At 58.0% G+C, this 14,174-nt stretch carries 15 protein-coding genes and 1 tRNA gene; 7 read left to right on the forward strand and 9 right to left on the reverse strand.

Annotated features, from left to right (window positions below; translation table 11 throughout):
* Positions 1–4: 4 nt before the first annotated feature.
* The 5 genes from RO22_RS18000 to RO22_RS18020 form a co-directional block, all read right to left on the reverse strand.
* A complete protein-coding gene (locus tag RO22_RS18000) occupies positions 5–220 on the reverse strand; it encodes a tail protein X (RefSeq protein WP_041158968.1) in 216 nt (71 codons plus the stop codon).
* Positions 217–690, reverse strand: coding sequence for a head completion/stabilization protein (locus RO22_RS18005; RefSeq protein ID WP_041158969.1), 474 nt, complete (start codon positions 688–690; stop codon positions 217–219). Before RO22_RS18005 ends, RO22_RS18000 begins: the two co-directional genes overlap by 4 nt.
* Positions 691–803: 113 nt before the next feature.
* Positions 804–1,484 carry a phage terminase small subunit gene (gene gpM / locus RO22_RS18010; RefSeq protein WP_041158970.1) on the reverse strand — a complete coding sequence of 227 codons (681 nt, stop codon included), beginning with the start codon at positions 1,482–1,484 and terminating at the stop codon, positions 804–806.
* A gap of 9 nt (positions 1,485–1,493) precedes the next feature.
* On the reverse strand, positions 1,494–2,510 hold the full coding sequence (locus RO22_RS18015) for a phage major capsid protein, P2 family (RefSeq protein WP_041158971.1): 1,017 nt from the start codon (positions 2,508–2,510) through the stop codon (positions 1,494–1,496).
* Positions 2,511–2,553: 43 nt separating this feature from the next.
* Complete coding sequence (locus tag RO22_RS18020) at positions 2,554–3,375, reverse strand: GPO family capsid scaffolding protein (protein WP_041158972.1); 822 nt, start codon at positions 3,373–3,375, stop codon at positions 2,554–2,556.
* 145 nt (positions 3,376–3,520) lie between these two features.
* On the opposite strand from RO22_RS18020, the gene RO22_RS18025 reads away from it, so the two are divergent.
* From RO22_RS18025 to RO22_RS18035, 3 genes are all read left to right on the forward strand, one after another.
* On the forward strand, positions 3,521–5,311 hold the full coding sequence (locus RO22_RS18025; protein WP_041159003.1) for a terminase large subunit domain-containing protein: 1,791 nt from the start codon (positions 3,521–3,523) through the stop codon (positions 5,309–5,311).
* Positions 5,301–6,362 (forward strand): phage portal protein, encoded by a 1,062-nt coding sequence (locus RO22_RS18030; RefSeq protein ID WP_084625452.1) that lies wholly within the window; start codon positions 5,301–5,303, stop codon positions 6,360–6,362. The genes RO22_RS18025 and RO22_RS18030 overlap by 11 nt, the downstream gene beginning before the upstream one ends.
* A 124-nt stretch (positions 6,363–6,486) precedes the next feature.
* A complete protein-coding gene (locus tag RO22_RS18035) occupies positions 6,487–7,248 on the forward strand; it encodes a DNA adenine methylase (RefSeq protein ID WP_152618919.1) in 762 nt (253 codons plus the stop codon).
* Positions 7,249–7,881: 633 nt separating this feature from the next.
* Here the strand turns inward: RO22_RS18035 and RO22_RS18045 are convergent.
* The 3 genes from RO22_RS18045 to ispB all read right to left on the reverse strand — a co-directional run bounded on the left by RO22_RS18045 (position 7,882) and on the right by ispB (position 9,445).
* A complete protein-coding gene (locus RO22_RS18045; RefSeq protein WP_041158974.1) occupies positions 7,882–8,148 on the reverse strand; it encodes a hypothetical protein in 267 nt (88 codons plus the stop codon).
* Positions 8,149–8,263: 115 nt separating this feature from the next.
* Positions 8,264–8,340, reverse strand: a tRNA-Pro gene (locus RO22_RS18050).
* A 100-nt stretch (positions 8,341–8,440) separates the two neighbouring features.
* The gene (gene ispB, locus RO22_RS18055; RefSeq protein WP_022520762.1) at positions 8,441–9,445 is read right to left on the reverse strand and encodes an octaprenyl diphosphate synthase; all 1,005 of its coding nucleotides are present in this window, start codon (positions 9,443–9,445) and stop codon (positions 8,441–8,443) included.
* Positions 9,446–9,779: 334 nt separating this feature from the next.
* Here ispB and rplU point away from each other — a divergent pair, with 334 nt between their 5' ends.
* The 4 genes from rplU (at position 9,780) to proB (ending at position 13,075) form a co-directional block, all read left to right on the forward strand.
* Positions 9,780–10,091: a 50S ribosomal protein L21 gene (gene rplU, locus RO22_RS18060; RefSeq protein WP_022520761.1), complete on the forward strand. Its 312-nt coding sequence runs from the start codon at positions 9,780–9,782 to the stop codon at positions 10,089–10,091.
* A 29-nt stretch (positions 10,092–10,120) separates the two neighbouring features.
* A complete protein-coding gene (gene rpmA / locus RO22_RS18065) occupies positions 10,121–10,378 on the forward strand; it encodes a 50S ribosomal protein L27 (RefSeq protein WP_008957069.1) in 258 nt (85 codons plus the stop codon).
* Positions 10,379–10,566: 188 nt separating this feature from the next.
* Positions 10,567–11,754 carry an Obg family GTPase CgtA gene (gene cgtA / locus RO22_RS18070; RefSeq protein ID WP_009287884.1) on the forward strand — a complete coding sequence of 396 codons (1,188 nt, stop codon included), beginning with the start codon at positions 10,567–10,569 and terminating at the stop codon, positions 11,752–11,754.
* Positions 11,755–11,935: 181 nt separating this feature from the next.
* Positions 11,936–13,075 (forward strand): glutamate 5-kinase, encoded by a 1,140-nt coding sequence (gene proB / locus RO22_RS18075; RefSeq protein WP_027958196.1) that lies wholly within the window; start codon positions 11,936–11,938, stop codon positions 13,073–13,075.
* Between the two features lie 20 nt (positions 13,076–13,095).
* On the opposite strand, the gene RO22_RS18080 is transcribed toward proB, so the two are convergent.
* The gene (locus tag RO22_RS18080) at positions 13,096–14,109 is read right to left on the reverse strand and encodes a DUF1853 family protein (protein ID WP_009287886.1); all 1,014 of its coding nucleotides are present in this window, start codon (positions 14,107–14,109) and stop codon (positions 13,096–13,098) included.
* Positions 14,110–14,174: the final 65 nt, after the last annotated feature.

Raw genomic sequence — 14,174 nt, forward strand, 5'->3', positions numbered from 1 at the left:
TCGCTTAGTTCCAAAGCTGGATGGGCGGTTGGGTGGTGTCGCGTGCGTCCGGTGGCGGGGGCAGCGTGACCGGCGTGCCTTCGCGCAGTACTGGCCCCTGGGTGACCAGGTGCGGGTTTAGCTGTAGCGCCTGCTCGGTGATATCGGCGGTTTTGCCGTATACGCGGTAAAGCAGGGCGTCCAGCGTTTCACCCTGGTGGGCGTACACGGTGCGCTTCATATCAGCTCGACCGTGGTGTGGCTGCGGCCGACGAGCTCAGCGATGGCCCAGCGGGCATCCGCGCGGTAGTCGTCGGCGGCTAAATCCTTTGCCTCTCCGCGTTCGTCGCCTTTGCCGGTGGCGGAGGCGTCGCGGTAGCGCTCTAAAAGATCCGCCTGGGCCTGGGCGTAAACCGCGCGCAGGTAGAGCAGTTGGATATCCCCTGGGCTTTGCCAGGGTTCCGGCGGTATGGCATCACAGGCCATGCGGCCAGCTTGTTGGTGCGCGTGCTGGTAGTTGGCCAACTGGCGGTTAACGTCGGCCACGGCGGCGCGCAGCGATTGGCGGATGCGCGGCGGCGTGACCTTGAACACGCGCTCCTCTTCGCGGAATGCGTTGGGGTCGATATCCGGCCAGAAGCCGTTGTTGGTGATGACTTCCAACTGATCATCAGCCGGTGCGCTGTTGTGGGTGGTGCTGTTTGGAAACATGATGGCCACCTGTTAGACCGACAGGGTTAAGAAGGGGGTGGACCGCTTCGCGCGAGGCTAAAAGCCCTTGCTGGGCGGTGCCCCCTTGCCGTCGGGGTGCGACTCGGTTGGTGTCAGGCCTTGGCCTGGCCACCCTGTTTTTTGAGTTGGCTTTCCAGCCGTTGGATGTCTTGCTTGACGCCAATACGTTCATCCAGCGCTAACGCGGCCTTGAGTTGATCAAGCGCGCCTTCAGTATCTTCGGCGGCGCGCAGGGCGTAGCCGTAGGTCTTGTGCAGCTTGGCTTTGATCTCATCGTGCATATCGTGGTTATCCACGATGGCGGCGGCGCGGGCCATGACGTTGGCGAGGGCATCGGCGTCGGCATCTTCCTTGGCCAGGGCGCTTTTGACGCCTTCGGCGATCTCTTCGGCCAGGATGCTGACAGTGTCCCGGGCGTAGCGGTCGGGTGTGTCGATGTTGTGCTTCACGGCATAGGCTCCAATGGCGAGCGCTTTTTCAAAATCGCCCACGTCGATGCACCAGACCATCATGGTCATGAGCACGTCGTCTTTGGCGCCGTTGCCTTCGCTTAATACGCCTTCCACATAGGGCAGAAAGTCGGGCAGCAGCTCGCGCTTTTTCTCGATTTTGGCTTGGATCGATTTGATGCTTTTCAGCGTGCGCGTGGCGTCATAGAGCGCAGCGGCGTGGAGCTCGTACTGCTCGCCTGCCTGCTGCTGGCCTGGGGTGGCAGCGCCCGCCGCTTTCGCGGCGGTCACTTGCTCGTAGTGTTTACGGGCTGGGCTTTTCATCGGTTCCCCTTATTCGGCTTCTGTCAGTTCGATGTTTTCAACCAGGCAGCCGAAGCCGTAGTCCTCAACCACGTAGGCGTCGTTGCTGGATTCGTAGTTTTCGATGCGGTTGCGCTTGGGGTTGTCGATGACATGACGGCGGCGGCTGCCCAACTGCCAGTAGAGCGAGAGGTTGGCCAGGGAGGTAATCAGCAGGGAGCCGTCGGGCACGAAGGGGGCGCGGACGGCTTGCAGGCCACCGACGCGCTTTTGGCTGACCATCATGTCTAGGTCGCGGGCTTCGCTGGGCGTTTCGGCGTACTGCTGAATCATCGGGAAGTATTTATCGGCCAGCATTTTGCGGCCCATGATGGCCACCAGGGCGGTGTCTTCCCGGAACCAGGGGTCGATCATTTCGCTCACCGCATCGAATACCAGGGCGTCGAGGTTTTTGTAGTCGCCCGCCGGGCCAACGGCGACTTTGCCCGCCGTGGCGCCGCCGGTGAGTACGCGGGCGGGGGCGTGAGTGCGGTAGTGGTGCAGCCAGCCTTTGTTGACGTCTTCCAGCATCGGGTGGGTAGTGCGGTCGGTTTCCACGGCGGCACTGGTGCCGTTAAAGCCGATCATGATGCGATCCAACGCCTGGCGTTTGATGATGGCGTTGCGGATGCGCGCCTGAAAATCTGGGAAGCGCGACCAGGCGTCCAGCTGTGCCCAGCGAATGTGGGTATCAAATTCGGTGCTGACACATTCGTAAGTGGTATCGCTTAGCTCGGTGACATCGCGGGTACTGCGGTCTTTTTCATCGACGTTGGTGCGACCGGCGATGGGGCCGGAGACGCCCAGGCCGACTTTCTGGCCTTTGATCTCATCCACGCCAATGACGTTGATTTGACCTAGGAAGGCGCTGGATTCCTGCATCTTGCTCTCCAGCGTTTGCTGTACGCTGGGCTCGACGTTGAACTGTTCGCCGGTGTTGTCGACGCCGTTTAGCTGGGCTAACCGAGTTTTGAAGGCGTTAAAGGCTTTACGGGTATCGTTGCGCATTGGGTTTCCTTGAGGTGGTGGCGTTGTCGGGTGCGGCCCGCGCTTAGCAGTCGGTTAGCTGGGCCTCGCCGCCGGTGGCGGGGGCACGGCGTGAGGTGTCCGGCGTGTTATCAAGCTGGGTGTATAGCTCGTCAAAACGCTTTTTCAGGTCGTCGTGGGCGGTTTGCAGCTGGCTGAACTGGTCGGCGGTGGGGCGGGTTTCCAGTTCGTCGGCTAGGGCGTTGTAGTGCTCGGCGACCACTTCCAAGGTGCCTTCCAGTTCGGTACGGAAGGTTTCAAAGCCTTTGGCGGTTTTGGTGTCCTGGCGGCTGAACAGCGCGGCGATCTTGGCTTTCAATCCTTCGGCGGCGGGTGGTTTCTCTTCGCTGAAGTCGAGTTCGATTTCTACCGCTTCGGTGAACACGTTTTCGGCGTGCTGCTTGCGGCTGGCCAGTGGCGAGGCATCGCCCGCTTCGCGGCTGAACTTGATCATCTCGGTACCCAGCGAGGCGGGGGAGTCGGTGACCGCCAGGCCTTCCAGGTAGGCTTCGCCGGTGTCGCCAAACTTGGGGTTTACCTCAATGGAGCTGTAGACCTTTTGGCGCTTTTTGTTGATGGCCTTGAGTTCGTCGGTGGGGTCGATCTCGGCGAACAGGGCCAGCTTGCCGTCTTCGACTTCGCGGGCTTCTACCGAGAGCACATCGCCGAGGGCGTTAAAAACGCTGTCGGCGGTCATGCCGCGAATGTGTTCCATCCAGACGCGGGCGCCGTACTTATTGGGGTCGTAGTTGGCGGCCATCTGCTCGATCCATTCGCGCTGGATCTCGCGGCCGTCGGTGGTTGCGCCTTCAGTGGCGACGCGGAATTTTTTAGTTTTTCCAGACATGTTGGGCTTCCTGAGCGGGGCGGCGGTTGATGTGCGCTCAGGTTCCGCGTGTAAGCGTTTTGGCTCAACGGTTGCGCGTTGTGCGGGCGGGCTAGCACAAGGCGCGGCAGGCGTGGGCTTCGCGCGCGGCGGGTACGCTGGCGACATGACGACGACAGCTCCCATCGAACTTAAAGAATCCCCACGTATGGCCGCCCGCCACCTGTATTGGCAGGGGTGGCGGGTTTCGCATATTTCCAAGCTTATTGGTGAGAAGCCCGCCACCATTCACAGCTGGAAGGCGCGCGACCGTTGGGATGATCTAACGCCCACCGAACGGGTAGAACACTCGATTGAAGCGCGCATGGTGCAGCTCATCACCAAGCCGAAAAAAGAGCCGGTCGATTACAAGGAAATTGACTTGCTGGGTCGGCAGATTGAGCGGCTGGCCAGGATTCGCAAGTATCACGAAAGCGGCAGCGAGGCGGATCTAAATCCCAATATCGAGCGCCGTAATGCCGGGCCGAAGAAGAAGCCCCGGCGTAATGCCTTGGAAGAAGAGCAGGTCGAGGCGCTGGATGCGGCGTTTCTGGAATCGCTGTTTGAGTACCAGGCGGTGTGGCTGGAAGCGGGCCAGAAGCACCGCATCCGTAACATTCTCAAAAGCCGCCAGATTGGGGCCACCTGGTACTTCGCCCGGGAAGCGATCGTCGATGCGTTCAAAACCGGGCGCAACAAGATCTTCCTTTCTGCCAGCCGCGCCCAGGCGCATATCTTCCGCAACTACATCGTGCAGTTCGTTAAAGAGGTGTGCGATGTGGAGCTTAAAGGTGATCCGATTGTTCTGGATAACGGCGCCGAGCTGCATTTCCTGGGTACCAACTCAAAAACCCCCCAGGGCTATCACGGTGATGTTTATCTGGATGAGTACTTCTGGATTCATCGCTTTGCCGAGTTCAGGAAGGTTACGTCTGGCATGGCCATGCATAAGAAGTGGCGGCAGACGTATTTCAGTACGCCTTCCAGCGTTGGCCATGAGGGGTATCCGTTCTGGAACGGTGAGCTGTTCAACAAGCGGCGTAAAAAATCCGAGCGCGCCGAGTTTGATGTCAGCCATGAGGCGCTGAAGAACGGCAAGCTGTGCCCGGATGGCCATTGGCGGCAGATCGTGACGGTGCTGGATGCTATCGAGGGTGGCTGTGATCTGTTCGATCTTGAGCAGCTGCGCATGGAGTACTCGCCGGAAGAATTCGACAACCTGCTGATGTGTGGCTTTGTCGATGACAGCCAAAGCGCCTTCCCGCTGGCGGTGATGAAAGCCTGCATGGTCGATAGTTGGGAAGTGTGGGACGACTACCGGCCCTTTGCGCCTCGACCGGTGGGCGATCGGGAAGTGTGGATTGGTTACGACCCCACCGGTACCGGCGAAGATGGCGACGGTGCGGGGCTGGTGGTGGTTCTGCCTGCGCGCTCGAGCAACGAAAAGCACCGTGTATTGGAGCGGCACCGCTTGAAGGGCCAGGACTACGAAGACCAGGCCGCCTTTATCGAATCCTTCCGCGACAAATACACCATTGGTCACATCGGTATCGACACCACCGGCATCGGCGGTGCGGTGGCCGAGTACGTTGAGAAGTGGTTCCCCACGGTAGTGCGCTACCGCTATGACGTTTCGCTAAAAACCTCAATGGTGCTGCAAGCCCAGCAGATCATGCGTAAAGACCGGCTGGAGTTTGATGCGGGCTGGTCGGATCTCGCCGCCTCCTTTATGGCGATCAAAAAAGAGCTGACCGGCAGTGGCCGCCAGTTCACTTATGTTTCCGGCCGCAGCAAAGCGACCGGCCACGCGGATCTAGCGTGGGCCACCATGCACGCCCTACATTTTGAGCCACTCGACGGCCCAGCCAGTGAAGGCGCTGGGCGTTCCATCATGGAGTTTTCCGACGATGACGACTAACACCGCGGCGGCCAAGCCGCGCATTCGCGTGCCTGCGTATCAGGTTCAAAACGATACCGCCCCGGCGGTGGCTACCGGTAGCGGCCGTATGGAGGCGTTCACCTTTGGCGATCCGGAGCCGGTCACCAGCATGCGTGATGTTTGGTACGAAGGGGTGTGGCTAACGCCGGATGAGTGGTATGAGCCGCCGATCCCGCTAAGCGTGTTGGCCAAGAGCTACCGGGCCACCGCCCACCACGGCAGCGCCTTGCAGGTGAAGCGCAATATCCTGCTGAAAACCTTTATTCCCCACCCGCTGCTGAATCGTCGCACCTTTAGCTCGCTGGCCCTCGACTACCTGGTGTTTGGTAATGGGTACCTTGAGGATGTGCGCGGGCGGTTAGGGCGGCGGCTGGGTTTGCAGCATCGCGGCGCCAAGTATATGCGTCGCGGTGAGAATGACCGCTATTGGTGGGTACCCAACTACATGGAGCGGGTGGAGCTACCCAAAGGGCGCACCGTTCACCTGCTAGAGCCCGACATTGATCAAACGATCTATGGCGTGCCCGACTACATCGGCAGCCTACAAAGCGCCTGGCTCAACGAATCCGCCACCCTGTTTCGCCGCCGGTATTACCTCAACGGCAGCCACGCGGGCTTCATCATGTACGTCAACGACCCGGCCCACGATCAAAAAGACATCGACGACATGCGCAAGGCGCTGAAAAACAGCAAAGGCCCGGGCAACTTCCGCAACCTGTTCCTTTACTCCCCCCGGGGCAAAAAGGACGGGGTGCAGATTATCCCGGTGAGTGAGGTCGCGGCGAAAGACGAGTTCTACAACATCAAAAACATCACCCGCGACGACCAGCTGGCCGGGCATCGAATCCCGCCGCAGCTAATGGGCGTGGTGCCTCAAAATGCCGCCGGATTTGGCGACGCGGAAAAAGCCGCCAAGGTATATGTGGCCAACGAGCTAGAACCACTCCAAGCCACTTTTAAAGAGATTAACGAGCACGTGGGAGAAGAGGTGGTGAGGTTCGATCCGTATTTGTTGGATCTTCAGGCATAAAAAAAGCGCCTGGTTACCCAGGCGCTAATCGCGCTTTCATCCTTGAAAACAAAGGGAGCATCCGGCCCCGCAAGCCATAAAAAAACTATACCCTAAAACTGTATGTATGAACAGGTATTCAAGGATGATAAATCGACCGATTTTGCCCTGGATGGGCGGCAAACGACGTTTGGCCAAACAGATCTTACCGCTGTTTAAACCGCATACTGCCTACGTGGAACCGTTCTGCGGTGGGGCAGCGCTCTTCTTTATGAAAGCACCCAGCAAAGTGGAAGTGATCAACGACGCGCATGGGGAGTTGGTGAATCTCTATCGCATCGTGAAGCACCACCCTGATGAACTGGTGAAGCAGTTCCGGTGGGGGCTGATTAGCCGCGAAGAGTACCTGACTCAAAAAGAGATCGACCCACGCCACCTAACCGATATCCAACGGGCGGCGCGCTTCTTCTACCTGCAAAAGCTGGCGTTTGGCGGCAAGGTCAGCGGCCAAACGTTTGGCACCTCTGCGGTATCACCGCCGCGCATGAACCTGCTACGTATAGAGGAAGATCTCAGCGATGCACACTTACGCTTATCCAGGGCGGTGGTTGAGCATTTGGATTGGGCAGAGTGCATCCGGCGTTATGACCGGGAAGGCACGCTGTTCTATCTCGATCCGCCATACTGGGGCACGGCCGGATACGGCTGCGACTTCCCGCTGGAAGAGTACTACCGCATGGGCGAGCTCGCCCGAACAGGGCAGGGGCAGTTTGTGATCAGCGTCAACGACACGCCGGAGATGCGCGATGCTTTCAAAGGGCTAACGATCCGCACCACTCAAATACGATACACGGTAGGCCAGCAGACAACTGAACCACGGGGCGAGTTGATCATCACTAACCGCTAGGCTCGCAACCATAACCAACAAGCCGCCCCAGTGAGGGCGGCTTGTTGCATATATAAAATAGAATCAATTAGGAAGATCAGGCCAAGCATAGCTCAAAGCAATTATCCTCAATATGGCTTAGAACTAATTTCGGAGGCTTCCCTCGTGGCCAGTTTAATAGGTCTTGGCTAGCTAGCCACTGTCCTATCACCGGCTGACCTTTATCCCTGAACTCAGGACAGTCTTTCCAAAACCCCTTGGTAAGAGCAAAGCGGTGTGCCACGCCATTAACAGTGACAGTAATCGCCTCCCATCGTGGGTCAAAGTATTCTCTTCTGTTAGGTTTACCCACCCTGATGCCATATTGATTCTTGCCGTTTGACCAAGCACTGACTTTCATCTATTTAGCCTCAATTACCAGGGTTTTGCTGATCTCTCCGATTATAAGCATACCTAACTAAAGCTATCTATGAGCGAGCGACGCAGCCCCACGCCGCGCCATCGTCACCCCGCCCCGCCCGCGCGCTAAATGTAGTGGTTTTTATGCACCCCTGCGGCAGGCACTCAGACCTCGCCAGTGCTGGGCGGCAGGGTGGCTATAAGGGGTGTTGTTTTTATGCGTTTTCACGCAGATTTATGCAGTTTTTGCAGTGCCTAGCTAAACGGCGTGAGGTAGTGAGCGGCAAGCATTTCTAAGATGAGTTTTCGGTGGGCATCCCAGGTTCGATCATCGACCAGATGCGCCATGGAATAAGGCATTTCAGCGTAGGTAATCCATAGCTCATCGGTTTCTGAAGGTAGTAAGCCGATCTTGGCGCGCCGGTTCTGTGAGCGGATTTCAAACCAGGCGTAATGGTCGCCGTTCTTATCCTGGCGTAGGCGGTAGGTGAAGCGGGTGAGCTTTTGCGATGACATTGCCATTAGCTACCTCCCTTCCAATGTTTTTATTTTGCTACCTATTTGCTACCTAGAGCCACTGCCAACAAAAAACGGCCACTTGCTGTATTAGCTAAGTGGCCGTTTTTTCTGGAATTTTTGGTCGGAATAGCAGGATTCGAACCTACGACCTCTGCCTCCCGAAGGCAGCGCTCTACCAAGCTGAGCTATATTCCGAAGGTTGCCGAGCCGTGCTTATCTGTGCTCAACAACGGAGGTGGATCATACTTAGCCAGACGTGTTTTTTCAAGTCCTCGGCGGTGAGATCTAGCAATTTTTATGCTTGGCGATCAACTGCTAAGCGGGCCAACTGGGCCATGCTGTCGCGGTAGGCGCTGGGCGGTAGGGCGTCCAACTGCTGCAGGGCTTTGTCGGCCATCTCTTCGGCGCGTTGGCGGGTATAGTCGAGTGCGCCGGTGGCGTGAATAATTTCCAGCACGGCGTCGAGCTGCTCAAGCCCGCCATCGCGAATCACCTGACGAATCAGTTTGGCCTGTTCCGGCGTGCCTTGCTCCATGGCGTGGATCAGCGGCAGTGTCGGCTTGCCTTCGGCTAGGTCGTCGCCAACGTTTTTGCCCATGGCATCGGCGTCGCCCTGGTAATCCAGCAGGTCATCGATCAACTGAAAGGCGAGACCTAAGTAGCGGCCATAATATTGGAGAGCGCGCTCCTGTTCCGGCGTTGCTTCTGCCAGCACAGCACCGCTGTGGGAAGCCGCTTCAAACAGCATGGCGGTTTTGCCCAAAATGGTCTCGAAGTAGTCCTCTTCGGAGATGCTGGGGTTGCCGATGTTGGTCAACTGCAGCACTTCCCCTTCCGCGATGATGCAGGTAGCGCCGGAAAGGATCGCCATAATGCGCATCGAGCCCACATCGACCATCATCTGAAACGAGCGGGCGTAGAGGAAGTCGCCGACCAGTACCGAGGGCGCATTGCCCCAGGCGTCGTTGGCGGTTTTCTTGCCCCGGCGCATATGCGATTCATCCACCACGTCATCGTGTAGCAGCGTGGAGGTGTGCATAAACTCTATTAATGTGGCCAGCGGAATATGCTTGTCGCCGGTGTAGTCGAGGGAGCGGGCGGCTAGGAGTGCCAGTAAAGGGCGCAAGCGCTTGCCGCCGCTTTCGGTAATGTACTGGCCGATCGTTTCAACCAGTGGCACTTTAGAATTGAGCTGCTCGACAATTGTCCGATTGACGGCTGCGAAATCATCGGCCACCACGGCATGCAGCGGTGAAGGCGTTGGGCTGTCAGGCTGGGCTGAGGAGACGTTAGCGGTCATGGGATACGTTCATCGCGGCAGATTGAGGCGGTAACTCCCGCCCATAGTGGAGGTCATGCTATGGGGCTGCCTGTTAGGCGTCAAGACACGGGCTGTGGTCACGCTATGATATGCCGTTATAAGGAGATGGTCGTGTCAATTGACAACGGCCTATGGTCTTGTGGTAAGAGAAGATAGTCGTTATAATCCGCGACCCACTCATCTTGCTCCCTGTCAGATGGCTCCAAAAGGGGCGCCACTCGCAGCAGGTCGATAAGAGCACGACTCGAAAGAGCGTAGGAGATGAGTGCCGTTTAACCGTTAGAACGGCATTAACGACAGTCCGGAGAGCGACATGTACGCAGTTATCAAAAGCGGTGGTAAGCAGTACCGCGTTCAAGAAGGTCAAACCCTCAAGCTCGAGAAAATCGAAGTCGCTACCGGCGAAACGATTGAGTTTGACGAAGTGCTGATGGTCGCTGACGGCGATGACTTCAACATCGGTGCGCCGATGATCAGTGGTGCTAAAGTCTCTGCCGAAGTGGTTTCCCACGGGCGCGGCGATAAAGTCACCATCATCAAGTTCCGTCGTCGTAAGCACCACATGAAGCGTCAGGGCCACCGCCAGTGGTTCACTGAAGTCAAAATTACCGGAATTTCTGCGTAAGCGGTCAATTCCCTTAGGAGGATTTTGCAATGGCACATAAAAAGGCAGCCGGCTCCACGCGTAACGGTCGCGATTCCGAGTCCAAACGCTTAGGTGTAAAACTCTTCGGTGGCCAAGCGGCGACTGCGGGTAACATCATCGTGCGTCAGCGCGGCACGCGTTTCCACGCGGGCACGGGCGTAGGCCTTGGTCGTGACCACACACTGTTCGCACTGAGCGACGGTTTTGTGAAGTTTGAGACCAAAGGCCCGAAAAACCGCAAGTTCGTTAGCATCGTTTCTGCCTAAACGGCTAGTGCTATGCTCGCGGTTGCGAGAAAAAAGGCCCCGCTATGGCGGGGCTTTTTTGTCGGTTAAATCTCTTTTCCAATACGCTTTACCAGAATGCTGGGTTTTACCAAGATACTGGTGGGAATAAAGGGTTGGAGAAAAAGTAGTGCATATATTAGGGCGGCGGAAGCGGCCGGGAGAATCCAATGCAGTTCGTCGATGAAGCCTCGATTATTGTTGAGGCGGGCAAAGGCGGCAATGGCTGTCTGAGCTTTCGCCGCGAAAAATATGTGCCCAGGGGCGGCCCCGATGGGGGCGATGGCGGTCATGGTGGTAGCGTTTACCTAATTGGTGACGATGCTCTTAACACTTTGATCGATTTTAAATTCCAGCGCTTCTATAAAGCCCAGAACGGGCAGGGCGGCATGGGCCGTCAAATGAGCGGCAAGGCCGGTGAAGACCTGCACGTCAAAGTGCCGGTGGGCACCACGGTGATTGATGAAGACACCCTGGAAGTCATCGCCGATGTGACCGAAATTGGCCAGGTGGTGCTGGTGGGCGAAGGTGGTCGTCGTGGTTTGGGTAACATCCACTTTAAATCGTCTACCAACCGCGCACCGCGTCGGACGACACCGGGTACCGACGGTGACCGCCGCAACCTGCGCTTGGAAATGAAGGTAATGGCCGATGTGGGCCTGCTGGGCATGCCCAACGCGGGTAAGTCGACGCTGATTCGTTCGGTGTCTGCCGCCAAGCCCAAGGTTGCCAACTACCCGTTCACGACCTTAGTGCCCAACTTGGGCGTGGTAAAACTGGGTATGCACGAGCACTTCGTAATGGCCGATGTACCCGGCTTGATTGAAGGAGCCTCTGATGGCGCCGGTTTAGGGTTGCGCTTCCTGAAGCACTTAACCCGCACGCGGCTGCTATTCCACGTGGTCGACGTCGCACCGTTTGACGAGTCCGACCCGGTGGAAGCGGCAAAAGCCATTGTTCATGAGTTGGGGCAGTTTTCTCCGGCGCTTTCTGAGCGGCCGCGCTGGCTGGTGCTGAACAAGTTTGACCTGCTGCCGGAAGATGAGCGTGAAGAGCGCGCCCAGAAGATTATTCAGGCGCTGAACTGGGAAGGCCCGGTATTCCGCATTTCGGCGATCAGCAGCGACGGCACCGATAAACTGGTTCAGGCGGCTTACCGCTGGTTGACCGAGCAGCGCCGCCTTGAGCACGAAGATGAAGAGGCGTTGGCCCGTGAAGAAGAGATGCGCCGCCGCATGGAAGAGGAGTCGGTTGCGCGTACCGAAGCTCGCCTGGGCCGTCGGCGTAAGCGGGACGATGAAGATGACGAAGATTTCGACGACGATGATTACGACGTTGAAGTCGAATACGCCCCTTAGTGGTATTAAGCGGGTGCATTCGGTAGTTAGCTAAAATCGGTAGTATTCAAAAAGGGGCTGCGTTCGCGCGGCCCCTTTTATGGGCGTCTGATTAAGTTGCACGTGGCTGATTTAGTGGTGAGTATCTGATTTAGTGATGAGTGCCTGATTAAGTTGTTAGCGTCTGATTGAGGTGGGTCGCATGGAAAGTAACGAGCAAATCCTGGGCCGCAGCGCGCTCAGCCGTGCACGGCGGGTCGTGGTGAAGATTGGTAGTGCGCTGCTGACTAACGATGGCCGCGGCCTGGACGAACCCGCCATCGGTGGTTGGGTGGATCAAATTGCCGCTTTGCACCAGAAGGGGATTGAGGTGGTGCTGGTCTCTTCCGGCGCCGTGGCGGCTGGCATGGTGCGCCTTGGCTGGCAGGTGCGCCCCAGCGCCGTGCATGAACTGCAGGCGGCTGCGGCGGTAGGCCAAAATGGCCTGACCCAATGCTACGAGCAGCACTTTGCCCGCCACGACATGCTCACCGCGCAGATTCTGCTTACTCATGATGATCTTTCCAACCGCAAGCGCTACCTGAATGCGCTCTCAGCGCTGCGTACATTGGTAGAGATGCGCGTGGTGCCGGTGATCAATGAAAACGACACCGTAGTCACTGATGAGATTCGCTTTGGCGACAACGACACCCTAGGCGCGCTGGTTGCTAACCTACTGGAAGCGGATGCGCTGCTGCTATTGACCGACCAGGAAGGCCTGTTTGACGCCGACCCACGGCACAACCCCAATGCCCAGATGATTGCCGAAGGGCGCGCCGATGATCCACGCTTAGCCGCCGTGGCAGGCAGCGGTGGCGCACTGGGGCGGGGTGGTATGAGTACCAAGGTGCGCGCGGCGCAGTTGGCGGCGCGCTCCGGGGCGGTCACGGTGATTGCCAGTGGCCGCCAGCCTGACGTTATCAACCGGATAATGTCGGGCGAAGCGCTAGGCACGCTGCTGCGTCCTGACCAAGTGCCCATGGCGGCACGCAAGCGCTGGTTGGCGGGTCAACTGCAGGTGCGTGGCACGCTGGTGCTGGATGCGGGGGCGGTCAAGGTATTGCGCGATAAAGGCTCAAGCTTACTGGCAGTGGGCGTGCGCGATGTACAGGGCGGTTTCAAACGCGGCGATATGGTGGTGTGTGTGGATGAGCAGGGTGCGTCAGTGGCCAAAGGCTTGGTGAACTATGGCGCTGATGAAGCGCGCCAATTGGCGGGCCAGCCCAGCCACCAGATCGAAGCCATCCTCGGTTACGTGGAAGCCCATGAACTGATCCATCGCGATAACCTTGTCGTTATATAGAGGCTTATTCTGGTCGTTTTTCAGTCCCGAATGCGGGGCGGTAGAGGCACTTGCCGGGGCCAGTCATCAGGTACCAAAAATAGCCGCTCGTAGCGTTGTTCATTGTGCTCCCGCTCTGAGAAGCACAGCATTACTTGCTGGGGTGAGCGCCAGGCGTGAACCTTTTCGATAATGGCAGGCAACTGCTCCGCCGCAGGGCGAAAAGCGCTGAGGGGCGGCGGGGCTAGCCAGTGAGGTTTTTCCAACCACGCCATGCGCGGCATGGCGGGAAACCGGGCTGCCAGCGCAGGCCAGTCACGTAAGTAGCACCAGGTACCTCGGCGATGGTCTGCCGTCGCGCCTTCGGGCGCTGGCATGGCGGCGTGCCAGGGGTAGTAAAGTACGCCGGGCATCGCCAACCGCTGGGTTAACTGCTCGCCTAAACGCAGATCAGAAACACCCAGATCCCGTGGCGTTAGCCAATGCGTAAGCGTTTCCAGCGCAGGCGCCGTGGTGGAAAGGGGGAGCTGGTGACGTCTGAGGTGAGAGCACTTAAGCGCCAGGCTGTCTAACCCGCCGGGGCCAATCCAGCGGCTTTGACTATTGGCTGCCCCAGGCCCTTCAGGCAGCCCCAGGTAGAACTTAATAGCGACTTCTAAATGTATCGGTGCCGGGTTGTCGCGGGTTCTGTACAGCATATCCAGCTCGCCCAGGGTGTTGCGCTGGCGGGTGATGCGCACGTTCCGGGCGAGCAGCCGTGTATTCGGTGCGTGATCTAATAGCATATGCCACAGGCGTTCGTGGTAATGGCCCATGCGCGTTGCGCGGCTGCCGTTCAACGCGGTTAGCGGTGATAGGCCAAGCTTACGTAGCCAGGGCAATAGTGCTTTCTCCAGCCCTAACTCTTTAATGGTGGGCCGCCCTCCACAGGGAATCGGCGGAGGAAGCACCACAAGATCAGGCGTGGAGATCAGCCAAGCCAAATCTCTTAGCACTGACACCGTGTTGCCGAGTTCTACATTCTCCAGCGCGCCGTCAATGCCTTCGTTCAGCACGGATATCTCCTCAGCAACCTGATAAGGTCAGCACTATCACTTTAGCTACATGATTTGTCAGCCTA

Source organism: Halomonas sp. KHS3, from assembly GCF_000830495.1.
Lineage (GTDB): Bacteria > Pseudomonadota > Gammaproteobacteria > Pseudomonadales > Halomonadaceae > Vreelandella > Vreelandella titanicae.